This window comes from Promicromonospora sp. NPDC057138, from assembly GCF_042670845.1.
GTDB lineage: Bacteria > Actinomycetota > Actinomycetes > Actinomycetales > Cellulomonadaceae > Promicromonospora.
Genome location: NZ_JBHUUX010000031.1, coordinates 40,121 through 65,640, shown reverse-complemented (window position 1 = coordinate 65,640; position 25,520 = coordinate 40,121). Strand labels below are relative to the sequence as shown.

At 68.8% G+C, this 25,520-nt stretch carries 21 protein-coding genes; 16 read left to right on the top strand and 5 right to left on the bottom strand.

The features are described from left to right. Positions 1-97: 97 nt before the first annotated feature. Together ACFT2C_RS17345 and ACFT2C_RS17340 are read right to left on the bottom strand one after the other, a co-directional pair. On the bottom strand, positions 98-1,189 hold the full coding sequence (locus ACFT2C_RS17345; protein WP_377208311.1) for an inositol-3-phosphate synthase: 1,092 nt from the start codon (positions 1,187-1,189) through the stop codon (positions 98-100). Continuing rightward, complete coding sequence (locus ACFT2C_RS17340) at positions 1,186-1,833, bottom strand: PadR family transcriptional regulator (RefSeq protein WP_377208310.1); 648 nt, start codon at positions 1,831-1,833, stop codon at positions 1,186-1,188. Before ACFT2C_RS17340 ends, ACFT2C_RS17345 begins: the two co-directional genes overlap by 4 nt. A gap of 464 nt (positions 1,834-2,297) precedes the next feature. Between ACFT2C_RS17340 and ACFT2C_RS17335 the strand changes: the two genes are divergently transcribed. From ACFT2C_RS17335 to rplI, 6 genes are all read left to right on the top strand, one after another. Then, positions 2,298-4,715, top strand: a complete 2,418-nt coding sequence (locus ACFT2C_RS17335) for a transglycosylase domain-containing protein (protein ID WP_377208309.1) — start codon at positions 2,298-2,300, stop codon at positions 4,713-4,715. A gap of 232 nt (positions 4,716-4,947) precedes the next feature. Further along, positions 4,948-7,512: a transglycosylase domain-containing protein gene (locus tag ACFT2C_RS17330; RefSeq protein WP_377208308.1), complete on the top strand. Its 2,565-nt coding sequence runs from the start codon at positions 4,948-4,950 to the stop codon at positions 7,510-7,512. A 206-nt stretch (positions 7,513-7,718) separates the two neighbouring features. Next, positions 7,719-8,009 (top strand): 30S ribosomal protein S6, encoded by a 291-nt coding sequence (rpsF, locus tag ACFT2C_RS17325; RefSeq protein ID WP_207211701.1) that lies wholly within the window; start codon positions 7,719-7,721, stop codon positions 8,007-8,009. Between the two features lie 110 nt (positions 8,010-8,119). Then, entirely contained in the window at positions 8,120-8,671 is a 552-nt protein-coding gene (locus tag ACFT2C_RS17320; RefSeq protein ID WP_377208307.1) for a single-stranded DNA-binding protein, read from the top strand. Between the two features lie 79 nt (positions 8,672-8,750). Beyond that, positions 8,751-8,987 carry a 30S ribosomal protein S18 gene (gene rpsR / locus ACFT2C_RS17315; protein WP_108492916.1) on the top strand — a complete coding sequence of 79 codons (237 nt, stop codon included), beginning with the start codon at positions 8,751-8,753 and terminating at the stop codon, positions 8,985-8,987. A gap of 17 nt (positions 8,988-9,004) precedes the next feature. Beyond that, the gene (gene rplI / locus ACFT2C_RS17310) at positions 9,005-9,454 is read left to right on the top strand and encodes a 50S ribosomal protein L9 (RefSeq protein WP_377208306.1); all 450 of its coding nucleotides are present in this window, start codon (positions 9,005-9,007) and stop codon (positions 9,452-9,454) included. 231 nt (positions 9,455-9,685) lie between these two features. On the opposite strand, the gene ACFT2C_RS17305 is transcribed toward rplI, so the two are convergent. Continuing rightward, positions 9,686-10,969, bottom strand: a complete 1,284-nt coding sequence (locus ACFT2C_RS17305) for a hypothetical protein (protein ID WP_377208305.1) — start codon at positions 10,967-10,969, stop codon at positions 9,686-9,688. Positions 10,970-11,028: 59 nt separating this feature from the next. Here ACFT2C_RS17305 and ACFT2C_RS17300 point away from each other — a divergent pair, with 59 nt between their 5' ends. From ACFT2C_RS17300 to ACFT2C_RS17280, 5 genes are all read left to right on the top strand, one after another. Continuing rightward, positions 11,029-12,432 carry an ABC transporter substrate-binding protein gene (locus ACFT2C_RS17300; protein WP_377208304.1) on the top strand — a complete coding sequence of 468 codons (1,404 nt, stop codon included), beginning with the start codon at positions 11,029-11,031 and terminating at the stop codon, positions 12,430-12,432. Positions 12,433-12,523: 91 nt separating this feature from the next. Beyond that, the gene (locus ACFT2C_RS17295) at positions 12,524-13,417 is read left to right on the top strand and encodes a carbohydrate ABC transporter permease (protein WP_377208303.1); all 894 of its coding nucleotides are present in this window, start codon (positions 12,524-12,526) and stop codon (positions 13,415-13,417) included. After that, positions 13,417-14,283 (top strand): carbohydrate ABC transporter permease, encoded by an 867-nt coding sequence (locus ACFT2C_RS17290; RefSeq protein ID WP_377208302.1) that lies wholly within the window; start codon positions 13,417-13,419, stop codon positions 14,281-14,283. Before ACFT2C_RS17295 ends, ACFT2C_RS17290 begins: the two co-directional genes overlap by 1 nt. A gap of 27 nt (positions 14,284-14,310) precedes the next feature. Beyond that, on the top strand, positions 14,311-15,510 hold the full coding sequence (locus tag ACFT2C_RS17285; RefSeq protein ID WP_377208301.1) for an ROK family protein: 1,200 nt from the start codon (positions 14,311-14,313) through the stop codon (positions 15,508-15,510). A gap of 232 nt (positions 15,511-15,742) precedes the next feature. Further along, a complete protein-coding gene (locus ACFT2C_RS17280) occupies positions 15,743-17,755 on the top strand; it encodes a hypothetical protein (RefSeq protein WP_377208300.1) in 2,013 nt (670 codons plus the stop codon). A gap of 67 nt (positions 17,756-17,822) precedes the next feature. Here the strand turns inward: ACFT2C_RS17280 and ACFT2C_RS17275 are convergent, their stop codons facing one another. After that, the gene (locus ACFT2C_RS17275; RefSeq protein ID WP_377208312.1) at positions 17,823-18,533 is read right to left on the bottom strand and encodes a DUF305 domain-containing protein; all 711 of its coding nucleotides are present in this window, start codon (positions 18,531-18,533) and stop codon (positions 17,823-17,825) included. A 218-nt stretch (positions 18,534-18,751) separates the two neighbouring features. On the opposite strand from ACFT2C_RS17275, the gene ACFT2C_RS17270 reads away from it, so the two are divergent. The 3 genes from ACFT2C_RS17270 to ACFT2C_RS17260 all read left to right on the top strand — a co-directional run bounded on the left by ACFT2C_RS17270 (position 18,752) and on the right by ACFT2C_RS17260 (position 21,868). Beyond that, complete coding sequence (locus ACFT2C_RS17270; protein WP_377208299.1) at positions 18,752-20,158, top strand: LVIVD repeat-containing protein; 1,407 nt, start codon at positions 18,752-18,754, stop codon at positions 20,156-20,158. A gap of 191 nt (positions 20,159-20,349) precedes the next feature. Beyond that, entirely contained in the window at positions 20,350-21,129 is a 780-nt protein-coding gene (locus tag ACFT2C_RS17265) for a DUF305 domain-containing protein (protein WP_377208298.1), read from the top strand. 280 nt (positions 21,130-21,409) lie between these two features. Beyond that, a complete protein-coding gene (locus ACFT2C_RS17260) occupies positions 21,410-21,868 on the top strand; it encodes a VapA/VapB family virulence-associated protein (RefSeq protein WP_377208297.1) in 459 nt (152 codons plus the stop codon). A 115-nt stretch (positions 21,869-21,983) separates the two neighbouring features. On the opposite strand, the gene ACFT2C_RS17255 is transcribed toward ACFT2C_RS17260, so the two are convergent. Next, complete coding sequence (locus ACFT2C_RS17255; RefSeq protein WP_377208296.1) at positions 21,984-22,802, bottom strand: type II CAAX prenyl endopeptidase Rce1 family protein; 819 nt, start codon at positions 22,800-22,802, stop codon at positions 21,984-21,986. Positions 22,803-22,994: 192 nt separating this feature from the next. Here ACFT2C_RS17255 and ACFT2C_RS17250 point away from each other — a divergent pair, with 192 nt between their 5' ends. After that, positions 22,995-25,256, top strand: a complete 2,262-nt coding sequence (locus tag ACFT2C_RS17250; RefSeq protein WP_377208295.1) for a carbon starvation CstA family protein — start codon at positions 22,995-22,997, stop codon at positions 25,254-25,256. Further along, on the top strand, positions 25,253-25,498 hold the full coding sequence (locus tag ACFT2C_RS17245; RefSeq protein ID WP_377208294.1) for a YbdD/YjiX family protein: 246 nt from the start codon (positions 25,253-25,255) through the stop codon (positions 25,496-25,498). Before ACFT2C_RS17250 ends, ACFT2C_RS17245 begins: the two co-directional genes overlap by 4 nt. Positions 25,499-25,520 lie beyond the last annotated feature (22 nt).

The following is a 25,520-nucleotide window of genomic DNA, read 5'->3' as shown; positions in this document are numbered from 1 at the left end:
AGCTTGTCGAGACCAGGTCTCGACAAGCTCGACCACCGGGCTGGCTCGACAACCGGTTTCGACAACCGGTTTCGACAAGCTCAACCAGCGAACGGCGTCAGCGGTCGACCTCGCCGCGGATGAAGGCCTCCAGCTGGGCGCGGCCCGCGGTGTCCTCCATCTGTACCGGCGGGGACTTCATGAAGTAGGTCGCCGCCGACAGGATCGGCCCGCCGATGCCCCGGTCCTTCGCGATCTTCGCGGCGCGCACCGCGTCGATGATGATGCCCGCCGAGTTGGGGGAGTCCCAGACCTCGAGCTTGTACTCCAGGCTCAGCGGCACCTCGCCGAACGCACGCCCTTCGAGGCGCACGTACGCCCACTTGCGGTCGTCGAGCCACGCCACGTAGTCCGACGGGCCGATGTGGACGTTGCGGTCCTCCTTCTTGCCGGCCAGGGCGCCCGTCAGGTTGGACGTCACGGCCTGCGTCTTGGAGAGCTTCTTCGACTCCAGGCGGTCGCGCTGCAGCATGTTCTTGAAGTCCATGTTGCCGCCGACATTGAGCTGGTACGTGCGGTCCAGGACGACGCCGCGGTCCTCGAACAGCTTGGCCAGCACGCGGTGCGTGATGGTGGCACCGACCTGCGACTTGATGTCGTCGCCGACGATCGGCACGCCCGCGTCCTCGAACTTCTTGGCCCATTCCGGGTCGGACGCGATGAAGACGGGGAGCGCGTTGACGAACGCGACGCCCGCCTCGATAGCGCACTGCGCGTAGAACTTGGCGGCCTCCTCGGAGCCCACCGGCAGGTAGCACACGAGCACGTCGACCTGGGCCTCGCGCAGCGTGGCCACGACGTCGACGGCGTCCTTCGTGGACTCGTCGATGGTCTCGCGGTAGTAGTCGCCGAGGCCGTCAAGGGTTGGACCACGCTGGACGGTGACGCCCGTGGGCGGCACGTCCGCGATCTTGATCGTGTTGTTCTCGGACGCACTGATGGCCTCGGCCAGGTCGAAGCCGACCTTCTTCGCGTCGACGTCGAACGCCGCGACGAACTCGAGGTCCGACACGTGGTAGTCGCCGAACCGCACGTGCATGAGGCCGGGGACGGTGCTCGCCGGGTCGGCGTCACGGTAAAAGTGCACGCCCTGGACAAGGGACGAGGCGCAGTTGCCCACGCCGACGATGCCCACACGGATGGAGGTCATCCTCGCTCCTTCTTCGTTTGTTCCTGCTGCGGTGTGCGGCTCTGCGCCGCGGCGCGTCCCCGCTCGGTGGAGATGAGGCTGTCGAGCCAGTGCACTTCGCGCTCGACCCTCTCGAGCCCGAACCGCCGGAGCTCGAGTGCGTATTCGTCGAGCCGCGAGCGCGGGTGCGTCGTCGACTCCCGGAACGCCTCCAGGCGCTCGGTCAGCCGGGCGCGCCGGCCTTCGAGAACGCGGAGGCGGGTCTCGGCGTCGGTCTGCCCGAAGAGCGCGAACCGCACGTCGAAGTTGTCGTCCTCCCAGGCCGCGGGGCCAGAGGTGGTGAGGACGGAGTGGAGGTGCTCCTTGCCCGCGGTGGTCAGCTCGTAGACCACGCGACGGCGTCCGAGGGGCTTGGGCTTGGCCGTCCGTCCGGGAATCCCGGGCTTCGCCTTACGCGTTGCGGGGGGCGGCGGCTCGTGCTCCGTCGTCGTAATCAGACCGCGGGTGACCAGGCCCTTCAGGGCCGGGTAGAGCGTGCCGTAGGAGAAGGCGCGGAACGAGCCGAGCACGAGATTGAGGCGCTTGCGGAGCTCGTACCCGTGCAGTGGAGACTCGTTGAGCAGGCCGAGGACGGCGGTCTCCAGCACGTCGGACCGACTGCGCACGGTGGCCTCCCTCCCGCTCCGCCCTGGTTGCCCGGGCAGATCAGTGACGCTCGATGTATCGAGTCGATACATCGGAGAATAGGCACGTGGATGCCGGGACGCAATCCGTAGCGCCGATCGAGTCGTCGATGGAACCTCTGCCGGATTCGAAACGTGGACAAAGTGTGAAGCAGGGGCAGACGGACTGGGCTGACCCTGGGTGAAATGTCGGGGGGCGGGTTCTGGCGCAGATTGGGGCTACAGAGGCCTCTGGCTGATCCCCTATGGTTTCGGTTGGTCCGCCGTGGCACGTTTTCCGACCGCACCGGCAGGCCCAAGTCCGAACCGAGGAAGAAGCTGACGTGTCGAACTGGAGCCCCCCTCCGATCTGGCCGCAAACTCCCCGACGGCGGCAGGGAATCTGGAACTATCCCCGCCCGTACCGCACCGGGATTCGCGCCTGGGTTCCGTCCTGGCGGTTCGTCGTGGGTGCGCTGCTGACGGGCACGTCGCTCGCGGCCGGCGTCCTCCTGGCCGCCTGGGTGAGCGTGCCCGTGCCGGGCGAGCTGGACACGGTCCGCGACGAGGCCACCACCGTGTACTACTCCGACGGCAAGCCGATCGGGAAGTTCGCGGCGCAGGACCGCACCATCGTGTCGCTGGACGAGCTGCCGCCGCAGGTGACGCAGGCGATCATCTCGTCGGAAGACCAGAGCTTCGAGACCCACATGGGTATCAATCCGATGGGCATCGTCCGCGCGGCGCTCAACAACGTGACCGGTGGGTCCCGGCAGGGTGCTTCGACGCTGACGCAGCAGTACGTCGAGAACTACTACGTCGGCGTGGAGTACGCGACCTACGTGACGAAGCTCAGGGAAGCGATCATCGCCCTCAAGGTGACACAGCAGCAGTCCAAGGACCAGGTGCTCGAGGGGTACGTCAACACCATCTACCTGGGGCGCGGTGCGTACGGCATCGAGGCGGCGTCGGAGGCGTACTTCGGGAAGTCGGCCAAGGAGATGACGATCTCCGAGTCGGCCTTCCTCGCGGGCATCATCCCGAACCCGACCTACTGGGACCCCCGGCAGGGCGAGGTGGCCGAGGCGCAGGCAAAGGCCCGCTGGGAACGCACGCTGAACCTGATGGTGGAGCAGGGCTACATCACCAAGGAAGACCGCACCGCCGCGAAGTACCCCAAGCTCATCAAGTACACGCAGGGCTCGGGTGACAACCGGACCGCGTACCTGCTGGAGCAGGTGGCCAACGAGCTGGACCGGAACGGCATTGGTGCCGACCAGCTCACGCAGAACGGCTACGAGATCCACACGACGATCGACCGCAAGATGCAGGCGGCGGCTGCCGAGACGATGAAGCTGCCGAAGGACGCGGGCAAGTACACCCGTGCGTCGCTTACGTCGATCGACCCGCAGACGGGGGAGATCAAGGCGATGTACGGCGGGCCGGACTATTCGAAGTACCCGACCAACGCCGCCACCTTCCGCGCGCAGGGTGCTTCCACCTTCAAACCGTTCACACTGATCGGGGCGTTGAAGGAAGGCATCCCGCTCACCAAGAAGTACGACAGCACCGACGGGAAGATCATCGAGGGCTGGAAGCAGAGCCCGGACGGCCCGGATGTCCCGCTGAGCAACTTCAACAACGACTCGTTCGGGTCGATCGACCTCGCCTATGCGACGGCGCAGTCGGTCAACGTCGTGTACGGCCAGCTCAACAAGGAGATCGGCGCGGACACGACCGCCCAGGTCGCCTACGACCTCGGCATCACTCAGCCGGACGACAATCCGGATACGAATGACTGCTGCGTCATCCAGAGCAACCTGGCAAACGTGCTCGGCACCGACTACGTGACCAACGTCGACCTCGCGCACGCCTACTCGACGATCGCCGCGCAGGGCTACCGCACGACTCCGCACATGGTGGCCGAGGTGACCAAGGGCGAGGACCTCGTCTACAAGGGCTCCACCGCCGGCGAGCAGGTGTTCACCGAGGACGTGATGGCCGCCGCGACGTACGCCCTGCAGCAGGTGGTGAATGAAGGGTCCGGCATTGCCGCGAAGGAGCTCATGGGCCCCGACGGGTACACACGCCGCCCGGTGGCGGGCAAGACGGGCTCGTCCCAGCAGACCGAGTCCGCGTGGTTCGCCGGCTTCGTGCCGCAGCTCACGACGGTCGTGGGTCTGTACCAGTACGACACCGACCAGAACCGATACCAGCAGGTTCAGCCGTTCGGTGGTTACGAGTGGATGACCGGTGGTTCCTGGCCTGCCTCGGCCTGGACCGCCTACATGGCCAAGGCGACCGAGGGCATGGAGATTGAGGACTTCCCGGACTACGTGCTGCCCGAGCCGCCCGAGCCGACGGACTCGCCGTCACCCACGACGAGCCCGTCGCCCGAGACGGAAGAGATGGTCACGGTGCCCACGGGGCTGGTCGGGCAGCAGTACGTCGCTGCCGCGTCCGCGCTCGCCGGCGTCCAGCTCATCCCCGAGCAGGTCGACGTCGACAGCGACCAGCCGGTCGGGACCGTGCTCACCGTCGAGAACGAGGGCCAGGAGGTGGAGTCCGGCTCCACCATCAAGGTCGAGGTCTCGAACGGCTCCGAGGCGGAAGAGGAAGAGACGACCACCGTGCCCTGGGGCCTGACCAACCAGGACCAGAGCTACGCCGAGGACCAGCTCGAAGCCGCAGAGCTGACGCCGGTCATCGAGGAGGCACCGTCGGACACCGTGGCCGAGGGCACGGTGATCGAGGTCGACCCGGGCGAGGGCGAGGAGGTGCCGGTGGGCAGCGAAGTGACTCTCGTCGTCTCGACCGGCCCCGAGGGGGGCAGCGGCGATCCGTCCGCCGACCCGTCCGACGACGGGGGCGGGATCTTCGGGTAGGTCTCGACGGGCTCGACCAGCGCGGGGACGGGCCCGGCCAGCGCGGGGACGGGCCCGGCCAGCAACGGGTGAAATCTTCAATCTGTGCTGGTCGGGCCAGTCCGAGACCTCGGTCACGAACACGGGCCGTACACAGAGAAAACGCGTTTGTGCTACTTGCCGCGGACATCAATCCTCTATCGTTTCGTCGGTTCAGTGCCCTCACTGAACCGATTCGAGGAACGAGGAAGACGTGGCGAACTGGAGTCCTTCTCCGATCTGGCCGCAGACGCCCCGACGCCGGCGCGGAATCTGGAACTACCCCCGGCCGCACCGCACGGGGATTCGCGCCTGGGTACCGTCGTGGCGCGTTGTCGTCGGCACTGTCCTGACCGGGATCTCGCTCGCGGTGGGCCTGTTCACCGCCGGGTGGATCGGCTGGTCGGTCCCTGGCAAGACAAATGCGGTCGGCTCGGAGACCACGACGGTCTACTACGAGAACGGCCAGGTCCTGGGCAAGTTCGCGGCCGTCGACCGCACGATCCGGACGCTCGACGAGCTGCCGCCGTACATCCCCGAGGCGGTGATGGCGTCCGAAGACCAGAACTTCCGGAACAACATTGGTGTCGACCCGTGGGGAATGGTCCGCGCGCTTGTCAGCAACGTGACCGGTGGCACCCGGCAGGGTGCGTCCACGCTGACGCAGCAGTACGTGGAGAACACGTACTTCGAGCCGGGGCAGTCGTCCTACGCGGACAAGTTCCGCGAGATCATCCTGGCCCTCAAGGTGGATCAGGAGAAGTCGAAGGACGAGATCCTCGAGGGCTACGTCAACAGCATCTATCTCGGCCGTGGCGCCTACGGGTTCGAGGCCGCCGCGAAGGCGTATTTCAACAAGCCGGCGGCCAAGCTGACCGTCTCCGAGACCGCGATGCTGGTGGGGATCATCCCGTCGCCGTCCTACTGGGACCCGCGGTTCGGCGAGGAGTCGAAGGCCATCGCCGAGGAGAAGTGGGCACGCGTGCTGCGGAACATGGTCCAGATGGGGACCATCACCGAGCAGGAGCGCCTCTCGGCCACCTTCCCCGAGCCGGTCAAGTACAAGCCGGCGTCCCGCGCGGGCCAGGTCGGGTTCCTGCTCGAGGAGGTTCGCAAGGAGCTCGCCGACAAGGCTGGACTCACTGAGGACGACCTCATGACGAAGGGCTACGAGATCCACACCACCATCAACCCGAAGTGGCAGCAGGCAGCCGTCGAGACGGCCGCCTCCATCCCGTACAAGGGTGAGGGCGCCGCGTCGAAGCGGCTAGGTGTGTCCATCGTGTCCATCGACCCCAAGGACGGCGCCATCCGCGCCCTGTACGGGGGCGCCGACTACGCGAAGCAGCAGTTCAACGCTGCGACCGACGGCAAGGCGCAGGGTGGTTCCACATTCAAGCCGTTCACCCTCATCGGCGCACTCGAGGATGGGCATGAACTCAACGAGTACTTCACGGGCAACAGCCCGATGCAGATCCCGGGCTGGAGCGTGAGGAATCCGGAGACCGGTGTCGAGGAGGAGAAGGAACTTACCAACTTCGGGCCGGAGGGATCGGGCGGTGAGTCGTACGGCGACATCGACCTGGTCGATGCGACGGCCAATTCCGTGAATACCGTGTACGCGCAGCTCAACGTGGAGATAGGGGCCGCTAAGTCGCAGGACGTCGCGATCCGGGCGGGTATTCCCAAGGAGTCCACGAACGCCGAGCTTTCCAACGTGCTTGGCACCTCCACCGTGCGAGCTGTCGACCTCGCAGGCGCCTACGCGACGTTCGCCGCTCAGGGCACGCGGACCGAGCCGCACATCGTGACCTCCGTGAAGAACGGCGACACGACCAATTACGAGTGGACTGGCTCGCCCCAGCCGGGCGTCATCTCCCCGGACGTGATGACGAAGGCGACCTACGCGCTGCAGCAGGTAGTCAACGAAGGCTCTGGTCTGCCCGCGAAGGAGCTCGTCGACGCAGACGGCAACCGGCGTCCGGTCGCGGGCAAGACAGGTTCCACGAACGGGAACCGGTCGGCGTGGTTCGCCGGATACATCCCGCAGCTCACGACGGTGGTGGGCCTCTATCAGACGGACGAGAAGGGCGGAGAGGCCGAGATCACCCCGTTCGGCGAGTGGGCGGGCGGCAGCATCACCGGTGGTACGTGGCCGGTCACGGCGTGGACCCAGTACATGCAGAAGATCACCGAGGGCATGGAGGTCGTGCCCTTCCCGGACTACACGCCGCCGCTCCCTCCGACGCCGAGCCCGACGCCCACCCCCACCCCGACGCCCACCCCGGACGACAAGGTGCTGGTCCCGACCAACCTGCGCGGGCAGCAGATCGCGGACGTCATGGCGGTCCTGGCCGGCGCCGGGCTGACCCCCGTGGTGGTCGAGGTCGACAACGAAGCGGAGTCGGGGATCGTGCTCAGCGTGCAGCACGAGGGCGAAGAGGTGAAACGGGACACGCAGATCAGGGTCGAGGTCTCGAGAGGCCCGGCCGTGGAGACGGCGTACGTGCCGGGCGGCCTGGTCGGCGGGGACGAGAACAACGCCAGACGCGAGATCCAGAAGGCGGGGCTCAATCCGGTCATCCAGTACCAGCCGTCCAGCGACTATGGGGAAGGCGTGGTCATGGACGTCAACCCGGACGAGGGCACCCAGGTGCAAGCCGCGAGCGACGTGCAGGTGATCGTGTCGACGGGGCCGGGCGTGTTCCCGACCGGCGATCCGACCAGTGATCCGACCCCTACGCCAACCGGGAACGGTGGCGGAAACGGCAAACCGTAGCCGTCGCCGTCCTGGATGGCTGTGACCGAGGGCCGTCTCCCCGCAGGGGGAGGCGGCCCTCGGTCATGGCCGGGATCTCCTGTGAGAGGGGTCTCGCGCGCTCGATTCCGCCGTTTCGCACATGGCGGGTAGGCTTGGCCCTTGCTGTGAACCCTCCTGTCACGGATCGACCGTGACCGCTGAGACCAGAGGAGGTGGGTATACACATGCGTCAGTACGAACTGATGGTGATCCTGGACCCGGAGGTCGAGGAGCGCACCGTTGCCCCGTCGCTCGACAAGTACCTGTCGGTCATCACGACCGAGGGTGGCTCCGTCGACAAGGTGGACATCTGGGGGCGCCGCCGTCTGGCCTTCGACATCGCGAAGAAGTCCGAGGGCATCTACGCCGTGGTCGACTTCACCGCGACGTCTGCCACCGCCAAGGAGCTGGACCGTCAGCTCGGCCTCAACGAGGTCGTGCTCCGGACCAAGATCCTGCGCACCGGCGACAAGTGAGTCGTCCGAACTGAACCCTCTGCGCCCGCGCGAGTGTCAGTGTCTCGTGGTTGCATTCACCGCGAGCCCGGATACCGCGTACGGAACGTCGACTGAATCGAGGAATTGGCATGGCTGGTGAAACTGTCATCACAGTGATCGGGAACCTCACCGGGGACCCGGAACTGCGCTTCACCCCTTCAGGTGCTGCGGTCGCCAACTTCACGGTGGCGTCGACCCCGCGCACCTTCGACCGCCAGAGCAACGAGTGGAAGGACGGGGAAACCCTGTTCATGCGCTGCTCGATCTGGCGCGAGGCCGCGGAGAGCGTCGCGGAGTCGCTGACCAAGGGCACGCGCGTCATCGCGCAGGGTCGCCTGGTCCAGCGCTCCTACGAGACCCGTGAGGGCGAGAAGCGAACCGTCGTGGAGCTGCAGGTGGACGAGATCGGTCCGTCCCTGCGCTACGCCACGGCCAAGGTCACCCGGGCCCAGCGGTCCGGCGGTGGCGGCGGCTTCGGTGGCGGTGGCGGCGGTGGCTTCAACGGTGGCGGCGCCCAGCAGGGCGGCGGCTCCGGTGGAGGATTCAGTTCTTCCGGTGGCGGTCAGAGCAACGACGACCCGTGGGCCACGGCAGGCCCGGCGTCGTCCGGTGGTTCGTTCTCGGACGACCCGCCGTTCTGATCGGCACCCCCCAGTTCACCTTTTTTGCTCGCCCGGCCTGCCAGGCCGAGCGGGCAGCACCTGACGAAGGAGCAACACCATGGCGAAGCCTGTGGTGCGCAAGCCCAAGAAGAAGATCAACCCGCTGAAGTCGGCGAAGATCAACAACATCGACTACAAGGACACGGCGCTCCTGCGCAAGTTCATCTCCGACCGCGGAAAGATCCGCGCGCGGCGTGTCACCGGCGTCTCCGTGCAGGAGCAGCGTCAGATCGCGAAGGCCGTGAAGAACGCCCGCGAGATGGCCCTGCTGCCGTACACGTCGACGGCTCGCTGAGGAAGGGATCGAGAACAATGGCAAAGCTGATCCTGACCCACGAGGTGACCGGCCTGGGTGAGCCCGGCGACGTGGTTGAGGTGAAGGACGGGTACGCCCGTAACTTCCTCATCCCGCGTTCGCTGGCGACGCCCTGGACCAAGGGCGCCGAGTCCGACATCAACGCGATCCGCAAGGCTCGCAAGAGCCGCGAGATCGCATCGCTGGACGACGCGAAGGCCCTGGCCGACTCGCTGTCCGCGAAGCCGGTGACCGTCACGGCGAACGCCGGCCCCGGTGGCCGCCTGTTCGGTGCGGTGACCACGGCAGACATCGCCGGTGCGGTTGCCGCTGCCGGTGGCCCGTCCGTCGACAAGCGCAAGATCGAGATCGGTCAGTCCATCAAGACGACCGGCGAGTACACCGTGGCGATCCGCCTGCACCCTGAGGTGTCGGCCAAGATCGGCGTGAAGGTCATCGCCGGCTGAGCTCACGCTTGGTTGCTCGTTTGACTGCGTGCTCGTTTGACTGCGTGACCGCGTGATCGTCTGATCGCGAGAAGGCCCCGGTTCCCCTGTGGGGAGCCGGGGCCTTCTGCTGCGCGGAGGCGCAGCCGGGTGCGTGGTCAATGCCCGCTTCGAGCACACGGTTGCGCATGGATCCGGGTCGATCGGCAGGCATAGCCGTGTGATCGAAGCGGACTGTCGTTCGGGTCGACGCTATTGCTCCGGCAGCACGTCCGACTCGTCCGAGAGCAGTGCGTCCAGTGTCAGGGCGGCTGTCCAGGAGAACTGGCGCGTCCCCCGGCCGGCTCCGGTGCTGGGATCCACGTACTCGGGAAAATCCGGTGCGGCGATGTCGAAGTGCTCGAGCAGGCGCGCCGCGACGTCGACGTGGCCCAGCGCCCGGACGGCACGCACCAGCAGCCACGACGTGTTGAACCACGCGGGTCCCCGCCAGTACAGGGCGGGGTCGAACGCCGGATCGTCCCGGGCGGTGCTCGGTAGGTACGGCCCACCACCCAGAAATCCCGGGCCCGTGAGCGCCTCCAGCAGGCGTTCGGCGCGGCCTTTCCGCAGTCCGTCGGCCAGGAGCAACGGGACCAGGCCGTTCACCGTCGCGCTACGGACGCGCTCGCCGGTGGTGTCGTCCAGTGCCACGTACAGTCCGAGCTCGTCGTCCCAGAGATGCTCGTCGATCGTGGTGATCACGCGGGCGGCGGCCGCCTCGTGCGCGGCGCCCCCGCCGTCCGACAACGCGGCCGCCATCCTGGCCAGGGCGAGCTCCGAGACAGCCAGTACCGAGGTGAACAGGGGGCAGACCATGGCGAAGCCGATCGGGACGTCGTCGGCGCAGCCGGCGTCGCGGTAGGCCTCGGCGAGGTGGTAGTAACGCCGGTAGTCGCGGCTGCCGGGTCGCTCGCCAGTCCCGGCGTGCCGCAGGTCCGGCCGTCGGATGGCCGTGCGCGCTTCCGGGGGCACGCGTTCGAGCGCGGCGTCCCACAGCGGCGAGTTGTCCGTGCCGGTCTCCCACGGATGCTTCGTCACCGGCAGCCCGACGGCGCCCGCGCGCGGGCCGTGCAGGTAGTCGTGCCAGCGCGCGAGCAGGGGATACACCCGCGCGAGGAACCCTTCCCGCACCGAACCGGCAGGGTCCGCGCAGTGCACGAGCCACGCGGTCCAGGCGTGCACGGGCGGCTGCACCAGTCCTGAGGTGGCCGACCGCCAGAATTCCGCGCCCGGCGCGTAGTCGTCGTCGCGGCCGACGTCGTAGACGATCTGCGGCACCCGCCCGTCGGACCACTGGGCGTCGAGGAGCGTGACCAGCTCCGCCCGCGCGCGTCCCGGCGCGCGGTGCCGGTTGCCGATCGCGACGAACGCCGAGTCCCAGCTCCACTGGTGCGGGTACAGCCCCGTGGCCGGGACCGTGTAGCGGCCGGTCCAGTTGGTGTCGAGGACGCGCGCGGCGGCGTCGGCGGCATCTTCCTCAAAGTCCTTGTGCATCTTTCGACAATAGGTTAGACATAAGTGCAGATCCACTCGCTCGATGACGAGGAGATGTCATGTTCCGGCAGAACCGGGCGGCTGCGGCCCGCCTGACGATCGCAGCCTCCGCGGCCGCCGCCGCGGCCCTCACGCTCACCGCCTGTGGCAGCGGCGGCCCCGAGTCCGACGGGACGATCACCGTCTGGACCGTCGAGACCCAGCCCGAGCGGCTCGCGATCCAGCAGGCGGCGATGGACGCCTGGGCCGAGGACTCCGGTGTCGAGACCGAGCTGGTGCCGGTCGAGGAGGACCAGGTCTCCCAGCTCCTGTCCGCAGCGGCGCTCTCCGGCGACGACATGCCGGACGTCGTGAACGCGATCAGCCCCGGGCTGGTCCGGTCCTTCGACCGGGACGGCTACCTCGACCGTGACGCCGCGGCGGAGGTGGTCGACGCGCTCGGCGAGGACACGTTCACGCCGCTGGCCCTCGAGCTGACGAGCGACGGCGACGAGCTGCTCGCCGTGCCGTCGGACGCGTGGCCGATGATGGTCTTCTACCGCACCGACCTCTTCGAGGAGGCCGGCCTGGAGCCGCCCACCACCTACGACGACCTGCGCGCGGCCGCCGAGGAGCTCACCACCGGCGGCCGGTACGGGATCACCCTGGCCACGGACGCGGCCGACCCGTTCACGCAGCAGACGCTCGAGTTCCTGGCGCAGGGCAACGGCTGCGAGCTGGTGGACGACGCGGGCGAGGCGACCCTCGACAGCCCCGCGTGTACCGAGACGATCGAGCTCTACGCCGACCTGGCCAGCGAGTTCTCGCCCGAGGGCACGCAGGGCGTCGAGTCGACGCGGTCGTCCTACTTCGCGGGGCAGGCGGCGATGACCGTCTGGTCGTCGTTCCTGCTGGACGAGATGGCGGGCCTGCGCGAGGAGTTCACGCCGTCGTGCGACGAGTGCGCCGACGACCCGGGCTGGCTCGCCGAGAACACTGCCGTCGTCCCCGTGGTGGAAGGGCCGTCCTCGGGCGGGGACGCCGCCGGGTACGTCGAGTTCGTGTCCTGGGGGATCACCGACGGCGCGGACCCTGAGACCACGGACTTCGTGGAGTACATGATGTCCGACGCCTACGTGGACTGGCTGTCCATGGCGCCCGAGGGCAAGGTCCCCGTGCGCACCGGGACGGCGGAGAACCCGACCGAGTACACAGACGCGTGGTCCGACCTGGAGATCGGCGTCGACTCCAAGAAGACGTTCTCCGACGTGTGGCCCGCGGAGGTGACCGACACCCTCGCCGCGGCCCCCGAGTCGGCGGACCGCTGGGCGCTGCCGCAGGACCAGGGCGCGATCCTCGGCCCGATCACGAGCGAGCTGCCGCTCGCGAAGGCCGCCGCCGACCTCGGCTCCGGCAGCGTCGACGCCGCCCAGGCCCAGACGACCATGCAGGAGGCAGTGGCCGACATCGCCGGCCGCGACTGAACCCGCTGGTTGTGGGCGTGATCGTTGCGTCTACGCGCCCGTTGTGGGCGCAACGATCACGCCCACAACAAAGGAGGAAGGGAGGGTTGGCATGGCGTCGAAGTTGCGGGGGTCCGAGAGCCGCGACGGGATCACGCTCATCGCGCCGGTGACACTCGTGGTGGCCGCGATCATCGTGGTCCCCATCGTGTGGACCGTGGTGCTGTCGTTCCAGGACGCGCGGTACGTGGACGTGGCCCGGAACGGGCTGTTCAACGAGGTCACGCTCGAGAACTACGCCGACGTGCTCGCCGCGCCCGCGTTCTGGCAGTCGCTGCTCACCACCGTCGAGTACTCGGTGGCGACCACCGTCGGCTCGATCACGGTGGGCCTCGTGGCCGCGCTGGCGTTCCGGGACCGGTTCCGGTTCCGGGCGCCCCTGCGCGCGGTGATGCTGCTCCCGTACGTGGCGCCGGTCGTCGCCACGACGTTCGTGTGGCAGGTCGCGCTGAACCCGCAGTACGGCGTCGTGAACGCGTTCGGCACGCAGGTGCTCGGGTGGGAGCACCCGGTCAGCTTCCTCAGCTCCGCGCCCACGGCCCTCCTGACCGTCATCGTCTACGACATCTGGCGGTACTTCCCCTTCGCGTTCCTGTTCCTCGGGGCGGCCCTGACGGGCCTGAGCCGCGAGATCGAGGAGGCCGCCGTCGTCGACGGCGCCACGCCCCTGCAGAAGTTCTGGTTCGTGGTGCTGCCGCAGCTGCTGCCCACCGTGGCGCTGCTGGTGCTGTTCCGCATGGTGATGGCCTTCAACGAGTTCGAGGACGTCTACCTGCTTACCGGCGGCGCCGCCGGCACACAGGTGGCCTCCGTGCGGGTGTTCGAGCAGCTCACCGGGTCGAGCGACATCGGCGGCGCGAGCGCGACCGCCGCGGTGATGGCCGTGTTCCTGGGCGTCGCGCTGGCGCTCTACCTGCGCCTGACGGCCCGGCAGAGGGAGGCGTGATGAGTACGGTGACCGTCCAGAGCGGCGTGCTGCGAGTGCTGCGCGTCGTCGTGATCGTGGCGTTCGTCCTGGCCACCGTGCTGCCGTTCGCCTACATGCTGTCGCTGAGCTTCGTGCGCATCGACGACCTGCTCCGCGAGCCGTTGCGCGTGCTGCCCGCCCTCGACCGGATCACCACCGAGACCTACCGCGACGTGCTGGCCTCGGAGGCGGACGGCGGGTACGGGTTCGCGCGGTTCATGCGCAACTCGGCGATCGTCGCCGTCGCGGCGTCGGCGCTGACGATCGCCCTGGTGGTCCCGGCGTCGTACGCGCTGACGCGTCTGCGGTTCGCGGGGCGCTCGCAGGTCTCGTGGCTGTTCCTGGCCGTGTACCTGTTCCCGACGATCATCATCGCGGTGCCGGTGTTCGTCGGTTTCCAGGTGCTGGGGCTCGGGTCGTCCCTGGTGGGGCTCGTGATCGCGTACGTGGCGCTGACCGTGCCCGTCTCGGTGCACATGCTGCGCAACTACCTGGCGGGCATCCCGGAGTCGATCGACGAGGCGGCGGTGATCGACGGCGCGTCCCGCTTCCAGATCCTGACCCGCATCACCATGCCCCTCGCGATGCCGACCATCATGTCGACCGCGCTGTACTCGTTCATGATCGCGTGGAACGAGTTCCTGTTCGCGCTCCTGTTCCTCTCCGCCAAGCAGGACCTGTGGACCGTCTCGCTCGGGCTTACCCGCCTGGCCGACGGCCAGGAGGTGTCGAAGACGGTCCTCATGGCGGGCAGCGTGCTCCTCACCGTGCCGATCGTGATTCTGTACGGAGTGGCCGAGCGTGCCCTCACCGAGGGGCTGACGGCCGGCGCCGACAAGGGATAATGGGGCCGGGGAGAACTGAGGCAGAACGTGGCAGCAGGCGCGGGCGAGATCCTGCAGCTCATCAGGAGCGGGCGGGCGACCACGCGTACCCAGGTCCTTGAGCTGACGGGGCTGTCGCGCGTCACCGTGGCACAGCGGATGGACGCGCTCGTGGCGGCGGGCATCGTCCGCGCGGCGGGGGACGCGGGGGCGACGGGCGGACGGCGTTCCGAGCGGTTCGTCTTCGACCCGGCCGACTCGCTGGTGCTCGTGGCAGCGCTCGAGCTCGGGACCGTGCCCGACGGCGCGGCCTTGCAGGGCGCGCAGACCTCGGCCGCGGTGGCGCTCGCCGTCGTCGACCCGCACGGAGCCCTGCTGGCCCGGGCGCCCCTGGCCGTGGACCTCGCGGCCGGCCCGGGCGTCGTCGTACCGCAGGTGCTGGACGGGTTCGACACGCTCCTGGCCGACGCCGGGATCAAGCCGGCCGAGGTCGGCGGCGTCGCGCTGTCCGTGCCGGGGCCGGTCGACCCGGACAGCCACCGCCTGTCCGATCCGCCGGTCATGCCGGGCTGGGGCGCGTGGCCCGTCGTGGAGACCGTGCGCGAGCGGTTCGACGTGCCGGTCCACCTCGAGAACGACGCCGACGCGATGGCGTACGGCGAGTTCACCGAGCTCGGCGTGCGGCGCGAGGGCCGGCCGCAGCCGTTCGTGCTGGTCAAGGTGTCTGGATTCCTCGGGGCGGGGCTCGTCATCGACGGTCGCACGTACCGCGGGACCGACGGCGGCGCCGGCGACATCGGGCACATCGACGTGGGCGGCGACGCCGTCTGCCGGTGCGGCCGCCGAGGGTGCCTCGCCGCGGAGGCGGGCGGCGCGGCGCTGCTGCGCCGGCTCGGGGAGGCGGGGGCCGACGTCGGCTCGCTCGCCGAGCTGCGCGAGCTCGCCGAACGTGGCGACCCGCTGGTGACCGCGGAGCTGGACCGGGCCGCCGGGCTGATCGGGCGGGTGCTGGCCGTGGTGGTCGGGGTGCTCAACCCGGCCGACCTGGTGGTCGCCGGGGAGCTGGCGGTGCCGGCGATGATCGCCGGCATCCGGGCCGGCATCTACGCGGGGGCGCAGCCCCGGGCGACCGCGCGCCTGCGGATCCGGCCGGCCGTGCTCGGGCCGGACGCCGTCCTGATCGGGCTCGCGCGGGTCGCCGTCGACGACCGATTCTCGGCGGAGGCGGTCGACGCGCGGCTGGGCTGATGCCTCGATTGCCGGGTTGAACTGCGCGGACGTCGGTGCGGGTGATCTTCTGTCCTTTACTGAGATGTGATCAGTAGAAGCGTTCCGCGCGGCCGTCCTGGCCGGTACCTTCGGCGCAGACGCCCGAGATGACGGGCTTCGTGCCCGCCAACGGCGGCGGGCCCGGCGAACAGGGGCGCCGGTCGGACAACTTTTCGCGCGGCAGGGACGCCCGCGAACGAGAGGCGAACCGATGACGCAGTTGCATGCCACCCGATCACAACGACCCGGACCAGCACCCACGATCCTGATGGCGGTGGGCGTCGCCTTCCTGCTCATCGGCGCGATAGTGGCCACGGCCTTCATGCTCGTGTTCCAGGGCCAGGTCGCGGACGGCGCGGATCAGCTGGCCGACGGCGCAGGCGAGCTGAATGACGGCGTCCAGGCCGAGCTGGTCTCCGGCGTGGGCGACCTCGATGCCGGGGCGACCGACCTCAACATCGCTGTGCAGAACGACGTAGTGCCGGGCGTCGAGAAGCTTGCGGACGGCGCCGGGCAGCTCGACTCCGGAGCCGCTGAGCTGCGTGCGGGCGTGATCAAGCTGCACGACGGATCGAAGAAGATCGCGGACGGAACCGCCGAGACGGCGCAAGACGTCTCTGACCTGGCGGATGCGTCGCTGCGGCTGACCGACGGTTCGCGGAAGCTGAATGACGGGCTCGGCACGCTGGACACCAAGGCGCCCGAGCTTGCGGACGGCGCCGAGCAACTCGCCGACGGGTCTCTGAAGCTGCAGGACGGCGTAGAGAGAATCAACGACGAGGGCGTGACTCCGCTCGCGGACGGAACCAAGGACGTCGCGGGCGGGACGGCCCTGGTCTACGCAGGCAACTCGGCACTCAACGGTGGGCTGTCGCTCCTCGCGGCAAACAACGGAGCAATCCTGAACGGGACCAGCGATCTCCAGTCCGGCGCGGGGACCTTGGCCGCTGGCGCCTTTGCTCTGGACGCGGGCGTCGACCAGCTCAACGCCGGTATGCAGCAGCTCGACGCAGCTACGCCGACGCTCGTGCAGGGCGCGGCAGGCACAGCCGCAGGGGCGCAGCAGGTGGCGGAAGGCGCCGCACCGGTGGCGGACGGCGCTGCCGCGGCGAAGGCCGGCGCGGATGTGCTCGCCACGAAGCTCGGCGGCCTCGTCTCGGGTGCGCAGCAGGTCCAGGGTGGCAACCAGGCTCTCCAGGCGAAGCTGACCGAACTCGCTGGAACCACCGATGACCCTGCCCTGAAGCAGCAGCTCGAAGGGCTCGCGGCATCCGCCGGCGGCCTGGCTGCCGGGGCCGGACAGGTTGTGGCGGGAGCCGATCAGGCCAAGGAAGGTGCTGCCGGTCTCGGCGGTTCGCTCGGCAAGCTGTCGGCCGGAGCTTCTGCCGTTGCGAGCGGTTCGGCGGCCGTGGCCGGAGGCACTGTGCAGGTGTCTGGCGGTGTTCAGCAGGTTGCCGCAGGCGTCGGGACCCTGGCGGACGGCACGGACGCCGTCGCAGTCGGCTCGGAGAAGGTCAAGGCTGGTGGCGCCGCGTTGCAGGGTGGCATCGGGAGGCTCGCGCCAGGCATCCAGGAGTACGTCGCCGGCGTCGGCTCAGCGTATGAAGGTAGCTCGACTCTTGTCGCAGGGGCCAAGAAGGTGGCTGGCGGCAGTGCCTTGGTCGCAGGTGGGGCCGATGCGCTCAGGAAGAAGATGCCCGAGGTGCTCTCCGGCGCGACACGGGTGGCTGACGGCAACGCCACGCTGTTCTCCAAGACGCCGGCGCTCGTCTCCGGCGTTGCCGAGCTGCACACCGGCTCCGGCCAGCTCGTCGACGGCATCATCAAGGTGCGCGACCGCGTGGTCCCGAAGGTCGCGAAGTCGCAGCGGCTGGCCGACGGGTCGGTCAAGGTCCGCGACGGCCTCAGGGACGCACGGAAGGGCACCCGCACCCTCGTCGACGGCACAGGCGCACTCGACGCGGGCACTCAGGCGCTGGCAGCCGGCGCCGTCACCCTCGCCGACGGCACCAGCCAGCTCGCCGACGGTTCCAGCAGGCTCGCGTCCGGCACCACCGAGGTGGCTTCGGGGACGACGCAGCTGTCCGACGGCACGGGCATGCTCCGCACCAAGGTCGACGGCTCGGGGGCCGGCGCCGTCGGCATCAGCGTCATCCTCTTCGCGGCACTCGGCCTGCTGGCGGCGCTCGCGGGCCTGATCCTGCTGAACCGGCGTCGGGCCTGACCAACGAAGATCGCCGGGACAGAGCGAACAGCTCTGCCCCGGCGATCGTCATGTCACGGCCGGCGCGTCACAGCTCGGCGCGCATGTTCGCCAACCGGTCGATCTCCGCCATCTGGTCGGCGGCGATGTTGGTCGCGAGCTCGAGGACGCGCTCCTTGCTCCCGGATGCCGCGATCTCCTCGCACATCGTGAGTGCGCCCTCGTGGTGCTTGATCATGCCCTCGAGATACAGCCGGTCGAACTCCGTCCCGGACGCCTTCTCGAGCGCTGCCATCTCGGCGTCGGTCAGCATGCCGGGCATGTCGGCGGCGTCGTGCCCGTGCTCCGGAGCTCGCGGCCCGGAGCCGTCCCCGCCCTCGGCGGTCATGGGCACGGGGTACTCGTTGTCCTCCAGCAAGCCGGACATCAGGTCGATCTCGCTGCCCTGCACCACATCGATGCGGGCCGCGAACTTCTTTATCTGCTCAGATGCGCTGCGCTCCGGGACCAGGACCGACATCTCGATGGCCTGCCCGTGGTGCAGGATCATGTCGCTCAGGAAGCCGGCGTCGGCCTCCGTGAAGGGTGCCTGGGCGGGCGGTCCCTCGTAGTCCTCGGGTGCGATCGTCTCGTTCTTCTCGCCCGGCTTCCCCGGTTGCAGGACGACGGAGCCCGGCGTCGAGACGGCCGCCGGCTCCTCGTCCGGGCCGCAGGCGGACAGCACGAGGGCCGGCGCGAGCACGGCAACGCCGAGCGCGAGGGCTCGGATCCGCGCACGTCGTGCGGTACCTGTCAGCATCTCCACGGGTGATCCTCTCGCGTGCTCTGCCACGACTACGTCATCGGTCCGCCGGAATCTACCAAGGTGGTATGACCTGCGTGAGTCGCCCCCGGCTGCCCCCTCTGCGCCGTTACGGGGTGAATTGTCACCACCATGTAAAAAATCACCAATATTCCTGGTGCTGGGAGGTTCCTGTGCGTGACACTGCCTCAACCGACCTAGGAGGTGTGACGCCCGTGCGTCGTAAAACCTTTACTCGATCTCGTGCGCGGGGCGCCGCTGGTGTCGCCCTGACGGCGTTCTTCGCCGCCGCGGCCGTGGCGCTCGCGGGGCCCGTGGCCGCTGCTGTCGCGGATCCGGACGTACCGCCGGGTGAGACGGCGTCATCGAACATGACCCATCTGAGCAATCAGCCCAAGAACGGAGCGCTGCAGGGCACGGGCTCGGACATCGCGTTCCAGGGCAAGTATGCGTTCGCGGGAAACTACGACGGGTTCACCGTCTATGACCTGACGGACAAGGAGAATCCGGAGCAGGTAGTCCAGGTGTACTGCCCGGGCTCGCAGAACGACGTCTCGGTCTACAAGGACATCCTGGTGCTGTCCACGGACTCGTCGCGCAGCGACGACTCTTGCAGCTCGACCACGCTCCCGGCCACCGAGAAGGCGGCGTGGGAGGGCATCAAGATCTGGGACATCTCCAACCCGCTCGCTCCCGAATACATCAAGTCGGTCGAGACCGACTGCGGTTCGCACACGAACTCGCTGGCTCCGTCCAAGGACGGCCGGAACCTGTACGCCTACGTGTCGTCGTACTCGCCGAACACGACGTACCCGGACTGCCAGCCGCCGCACGACTTCGTCTCGATCGTGAAGATCCCGGTGCGGAGCCCGACGTCGGCCGCGCTGGTCGCGACGCCGAACCTGTTCCCGGACGGCGGCTACGAGGGTGACCCCGACCGCCGCGCCTCCACCACGAGCGGCTGCCACGACATCACCACCTACGCCAAGTACGACCTGGCCGCCGGTGCGTGCATGGGCGACGGCATCCTCATGGACATCTCGAACCGGGAAAGCCCGAAGGTGATCAGCCGAGTTCGGGACACGGAGAACTTCGCGTTCTGGCACTCGGCGACCTTCAACAACGACGCCACCAAGGTGGTCTTCACCGACGAGCTCGGCGGCGGCGGTCTCGCGACCTGCACCGGCGAGTACGCGCCGGAGCTGGGCGCCAACGGCATCTACGACATCGAGCGCGGCCGATACGGCAAGAAGCTCGAGCTGGCGTCCTACTACAAGATCCCGCGGATCAACACCGCCAACGAGAACTGCGTGGCGCACAACGGGTCGCTGATCCCGGTCGAGGGCAAGGACCTGATGGTCCAGTCCTGGTACCAGGGTGGCGTCTCGGTGTTCGACTTCACCGACTCGGCGAACCCGCGTGAGGTCGCGTGGTTCGACCGCGGCGAGGGTGTCAGCAGCGGCGGTACCTGGTCGACGTACTACTACAACGGGTACGCGTACTCGAACGACCTCGGCATCGGGTTCGACACGTTCGACATCGACAACTCGATCGACGGTCCGGCCGAGCGAGTCCGGCAGACCAGCCTGAACCCGCAGATGCAGACATCGTTCAGCCGCTGACCCCACCCCCGCCGAGTTAGAACTCTGGCGAGGTCATGCGGCGAGGTAGTCACTCAGCGCGACCTGGGTGACTACCTCGCCGCATGACTACCTCGCCAGCCGACTACTTCGCCCTACCTCGGCGGACGGACCGTTGGAGTGCTCGCGGGCGGCCTGGCGCGGGCGGGGGGTTATATGGGAGCCTCCCGGACATGACGCCCCAGGACTCGACGACCGAGGAGACCACCCCGCCGTCGGGCGATGTGCCTGATCAGGGGCCGACGGCGACGCCGTCGGCGTACGGGCTGGGGCGGCGGCTCCGGATCATGGGGGCCGTGCTCGCCGGAGGTCTCGCCGTCGTGCTTGCGCTGCTGCTGTGGCTGGGGGTGCTGGTCCCGGCCAAGCAGGAAGCCGCCGGGTACTCCGACGCGGACGCCGGCTATGTCGCCGTCGCGATCGAGCACAACGCGCAGGCCGTGCAGCTCGCGGCGCTCGCCCCCGGGCGGTCCACCGACGACGACGTGCTCGCCCTGGCGGTCGACGTCGGCGAGGCGTCGGCGGGCCGGGTCCGCGAGCTCGCCGACTGGCTGGAGGCACGTGACATCCCGGTTCCGGCGGCGGGCCAGGAGGCCCTCGCGCTCGCCGAGGACGGCTTCGACACCGAGCTGCCCGACGACGGCAGCGGGCCCCGGGTGGGTGCCACCGCGCACTCGCACGAGGGCGGGAACCACGGCATGCTCACCGACGCGCAGGTGAACGGGATCGCGTCGCTCCATGCGACGGATTTCGACATCGCGCTGCTGGCCGCGCTCGTCGAGCATCACTACGGCGGGCTGCAGCCGGCCGACCAGGAGATCGAGGGCGGCAAGGACGCCGAGGCGAAGGCGCTGGCGCAGTCCGATGCCGACGCGATCCGGATCGAGGTCGAGGACGTCCGCGACCTGCTGGCCGCCGTCGGCGGTCCGGGTTCCAACGACGGTTCCGACTCCTAGCGTCCTGACCTGGCCAGCCACAGCCGTCCACAGCCCAGCGGGTGAATTTAGTGCGGATCGTCGAACGGGGTGAGACAAACTCGTGCGATCCGCCGTAATTCACCCGGGAAAACCCCGTTGAGAAACCCATTTCTGAGGCGGCAACAAGCGCCCCCGGTGGACAGCAGGATGCTTCCTTCCTAGGTTCCGATTGTGGTTCTTCGCGCTCCGCGAAGTGCCTCAGAGGGCAAAGGCGCTCGAAGGCGGGTGCGTGAGCCCGACCTACTAGGGAGGCCAGCATATGGTCGAGCAAGTGACTGGTGAGGAAAGTCCGGCCGTGGACCGTCAGGCAGTTGCGGACGGGTTCGTGCGGCACGCGCACGGCAAGTTGGCGCAGGACAAGGTCGATGCCGCTGCCGCGGCGCTCCTTGAGGCAGATACCTCATATCCGGCCAACGGCAGCGTCGCGAGCTTCATGTTCTACCTGCAGTTCCAGGTGACCATCAAGAACGGCGGCAAGACGTTCAACGGCAAGGCCGGCGGCCTTACCACGCCAGGCGGCGGTGCCCTCTATGGTGATGTCTACACCGACGACCTCAACCGGCTCTATTCCGCTACGCAAAGCTTCGAGTTCCAGGCGACCTCGGTCTACACGAGCCTCCTGTTCTTCGACGGCAGCTCCAACCTCCTCGGCCACTTCCAGGCCGGGTCCGTCTCCACCGTCAACGGTTTCGGCGGCGGATCGGGTAGCTGGTCGTAACCGAGAAGACACCCCCAGCAAGCCGGCGGACCGCCGAGCGTCATGCTCGGCGGCCCGCCTTTGTCGTTGCCCGCGCCGCGCGGTCGGTCGACACCCCGGCCGTCTGACCCAGCGATCAGGGCGCGGTCACGAAGATGTCGAACAGCTCCGGGTGGTGCCCGTGCACCAGGACGGCGAACACCACGGCGTCGAACAGCAGGTGCACCGCCACGACGTAGCTCAGCGACTTGAACTTCGCGAAGATCCAGCCCTGGACCAGCGCGAACGGCACCGTCAGCAGCGGGCCCCACTCGCGGTAGCCGAGCTCCCACAGGAACGACACGAAGATCATCGACTGCAGCACGTTGGCCTGCCACATCGGGAAGTGCTGGCAGAGCAGGGCGAACACCACGCAGATGAAGAACAGCTCGTCCCAGATGCCGACGGCGTTCACGCCGACGAACAGCCGCCAGATGTCCTGGGTCCCGTTGAGGTCGGGCCAGTTCAGGTACGCGCCCGAGCCCAGGAAGTAGAAGGGCAGGAGCACGTACCCCAGCACCACCACGGCGGCGAGGTAGATCCACTGCCCGCGCCCCCAGCGGCGTCCGGTGAGCACGGGGAACTGGATGGTGTCCTGCTTCAGCACGAACCGGGACAGCGCCCACGGCACCAGCACCGACCCGCCGAGCGCGAGCGTGAAGCGCAGCATCCCGGCGTTCGACAGGTCGGCCTTGAGCGAGATCGTCGAGATGATCCCCATCCCGAGGCCGATCAGGGCGAGGTCGCGACCCAGCGCGCGGTCGGCCCACAGGCCCAGCGCGATGCCCAGCACCAGCGGGACATAGGCGATCGGCCGCACGTGGACGGCGAACAGCAGGATCGCTGACGCGCACACGAGAAACGCGGCGATCAGACGCGCTGAGCTGACGCGCGAGGTCAGCAGAGTGGAGGTCATGGGCACGAGGCTCCCACACCTGGACGTGTCAGACGTACAGATCACTCCCCTGACCTGTACATCTGACAGTTCCGTCAGTGGCTCCGGGCCTGGTTCTTCGCGTTCCGGGGCAACTAGAGTCTGTCGGCAGTAAGGATTTCATCCAGGTTCCGGCCCCCTCGCTGGGCCGGCCACCCCGGCAAGGAGGCCGCCGTGCGCTCACCCGAGCACGTTGAGCTGGTCCGGACCAATCCGGACCTCCCCCCGGTCGCGATCATCGACCGCAGACCCATGACCACCGGCAAGAAGCTGATCTTCGCGGCGATCGCAGTCGTCGCGGCGGTCGCCTGGGCCCTCGTCGCGTTCGTGCGCGGCGAGGCCGTCAACGGCGCGTACTTCGTGGTCGCCGCCGTCGGCACGTATGTCATCGCGTATCGCTTCTATGCCCGGCTGATCGAGTACAAGGTGGTGCGGCCGCGGGACGACCGCGCCACGCCCGGCGAGGAGCACGAGAACGGCCGGGACTTCGCGCCCACGGACCGCCGCGTGCTGTTCGGGCACCACTTCGCCGCCATCGCGGGCGCGGGCCCGCTGGTCGGCCCGGTCCTCGCCGCCCAGATGGGCTACCTGCCCGGCACCCTGTGGATCATCATCGGCGCCGTCCTGGCCGGCTGCGTCCAGGACTACCTGGTCCTGTGGCTGTCCACCCGGCGCCGGGGCCGGTCGCTCGGCCAGATGATCCGCGACGAGATGGGCTCCATCGGCGGCGCCGCCGGCCTGATCGGCGTCTTCGTCATCATGATCATCATCCTGGCCGTGCTCGCGCTCGTGGTGGTCAACGCCCTGGCGGAGTCGCCATGGGGCGTGTTCTCCGTGGGCATGACGATCCCGATCGCGCTGTTCATGGGCGTCTACCTGCGGTACCTCCGCCCGGGCCGGGTCTCCGAGGTGTCGGTGATCGGCGTCGTGCTGCTGGTCCTGGCGATCGTCGCGGGCGGCTGGGTCGCCGACACCCCGTGGGGCGCCGAGACGTTCACCCTCGAGCCGGTGACCGTCGCCTGGCTCATCGTGGGCTACGGGTTCCTCGCGTCCGTGCTGCCGGTGTGGCTGCTGCTCGCCCCGCGCGACTACCTGTCCACGTTCATGAAGGTGGGCACCATCGTGCTGCTCGCCGTCGGCGTGCTCATCGCGCAGCCCGCGGTGCAGGCCCCCGCCGTCTCCAGCTTCGCGATCGAGGGCAACGGCCCCGCCTTCGCGGGCACGCTGTTCCCGTTCCTGTTCATCACCATCGCGTGCGGGGCGCTGTCCGGGTTCCACTCCCTGATCTCGTCGGGGACGAGCCCCAAGCTGGTGGAGAAGGAGAGCCAGCTCCGGCTCATCGGCTACGGCGGCATGCTCACCGAGTCCTTCGTGGCGATCATGGCGCTGGTCACCGCCATCTCGATCGACCAGCACCTGTACTTCACGATGAACGCCCCCGCCACGCTCACCGGCGGCGAGCCGGGCGCCGCCGCGGACTACGTGAACAGCCTCGGCCTGGCGGGTCCGCCCGCCACCGGGGCGGAGATCCAGGGCGCCGCCGACTCGGTGGGCGAGGAATCGATCATCTCCCGGACGGGCGGCGCCCCGACCCTCGCGTTCGGCATGTCGCAGATCCTCGGCTCGTTCCTGGGCGGGTCCGCGATGACGGCGTTCTGGTACCACTTCGCGATCATGTTCGAGGCCCTGTTCATCCTCACCACGGTCGACGCCGGCACGCGCGTCGCCCGCTTCATGCTGTCCGACACGCTCGGCAACCTCGGCGGTCCGCTGCGCAAGTTCCGCGACCCCTCCTGGCGGGTGGGCGCGTGGATCTGCTCGATAGTGGTGTGCGGCCTGTGGGGCGCGATCCTGCTCATGGGCGTGACCGACCCGTTGGGCGGCATCAACACGCTGTTCCCGCTGTTCGGCATCGCGAACCAGCTCCTGGCCGCGATGGCGCTCGCGCTGGTCACGGTCGTCGTGGTGAAGAAGGGCTACCTCAAGTGGGCGTGGATCCCCGCCGTCCCGCTCGTGTGGGACCTCGCGGTGACCATGACGGCGTCGTTCCAGAAGATCTTCTCGCCCGAGCCGACCCTCGGGTACTGGGCGCAGCACAACGCGTTCCGCGAGGCGCGGGCGGCGGGCGAGACGTCGTTCGGGACGGCTGCGGACACGACGGCGATGGACGCCGTCATCCGCAACACGTCCCTGCAGGGCACGCTGTCCATAGTGTTCGCGCTGCTGGTGCTGATCGTCGCCCTGGTGGCGCTGTGGGTGTGCGTCAAGGCGATCCGGGCCGGCGGCCTGCCGACCACCGAGGAGCCGGACGCGAAGTCGGCGCTGTTCGCGCCGTCCGGCCTCGTGTCCACCGACGCCGAACGGGAGGTGGCCGCCCAGTGGACCGCCTACTACGACGAGAACCCGGACAAGCTCCGGGCGGGGACGCACGCGTGAGCTCGCTCCCCGTTCCGGTTCCGGCCCCGATGGCGGACGGCGGCGGCGCGCTCGCCGTCGTCCGCCGGGGCTGGCGCGCTCTCGCCTGGTACGTCGCCGGCGTGCTGGGCGAGAGCGACTACGCGCGGTACGTGGCGCACCTGCGCCGCGTCCACCCGGACGCCGAGGTGCCGACCGTCCGGGACTACTGGCGGGAGCGCCACGCGGCCGAGGACGCGACCCCAGGAGCCCGCTGCTGCTGAGTCGGGGTTGTGGGCGGGATCG

What these genes read in the sequence shown, in the direction of transcription:
- ACFT2C_RS17345 (WP_377208311.1), bottom strand. Translation starts at nt 1,189, where the DNA reads ATGACCTCCATCCGTGTGGGCATCGTCGGCGTGGGCAACTGCGCCTCG.
- rpsF (WP_207211701.1), top strand. Translation starts at nt 7,719, where the DNA reads ATGCGTCAGTACGAACTGATGGTGATCCTGGACCCGGAGGTCGAGGAG.
- ACFT2C_RS17320 (WP_377208307.1), top strand. Translation starts at nt 8,120, where the DNA reads ATGGCTGGTGAAACTGTCATCACAGTGATCGGGAACCTCACCGGGGAC.
- rpsR (WP_108492916.1), top strand. Translation starts at nt 8,751, where the DNA reads ATGGCGAAGCCTGTGGTGCGCAAGCCCAAGAAGAAGATCAACCCGCTG.
- rplI (WP_377208306.1), top strand. Translation starts at nt 9,005, where the DNA reads ATGGCAAAGCTGATCCTGACCCACGAGGTGACCGGCCTGGGTGAGCCC.
- ACFT2C_RS17305 (WP_377208305.1), bottom strand. Translation starts at nt 10,969, where the DNA reads ATGCACAAGGACTTTGAGGAAGATGCCGCCGACGCCGCCGCGCGCGTC.
- ACFT2C_RS17300 (WP_377208304.1), top strand. Translation starts at nt 11,029, where the DNA reads ATGTTCCGGCAGAACCGGGCGGCTGCGGCCCGCCTGACGATCGCAGCC.
- ACFT2C_RS17295 (WP_377208303.1), top strand. Translation starts at nt 12,524, where the DNA reads ATGGCGTCGAAGTTGCGGGGGTCCGAGAGCCGCGACGGGATCACGCTC.
- ACFT2C_RS17290 (WP_377208302.1), top strand. Translation starts at nt 13,417, where the DNA reads ATGAGTACGGTGACCGTCCAGAGCGGCGTGCTGCGAGTGCTGCGCGTC.
- ACFT2C_RS17280 (WP_377208300.1), top strand. Translation starts at nt 15,743, where the DNA reads ATGACGCAGTTGCATGCCACCCGATCACAACGACCCGGACCAGCACCC.
- ACFT2C_RS17275 (WP_377208312.1), bottom strand. Translation starts at nt 18,533, where the DNA reads ATGCTGACAGGTACCGCACGACGTGCGCGGATCCGAGCCCTCGCGCTC.
- ACFT2C_RS17265 (WP_377208298.1), top strand. Translation starts at nt 20,350, where the DNA reads ATGACGCCCCAGGACTCGACGACCGAGGAGACCACCCCGCCGTCGGGC.
- ACFT2C_RS17260 (WP_377208297.1), top strand. Translation starts at nt 21,410, where the DNA reads ATGGTCGAGCAAGTGACTGGTGAGGAAAGTCCGGCCGTGGACCGTCAG.
- ACFT2C_RS17255 (WP_377208296.1), bottom strand. Translation starts at nt 22,802, where the DNA reads ATGACCTCCACTCTGCTGACCTCGCGCGTCAGCTCAGCGCGTCTGATC.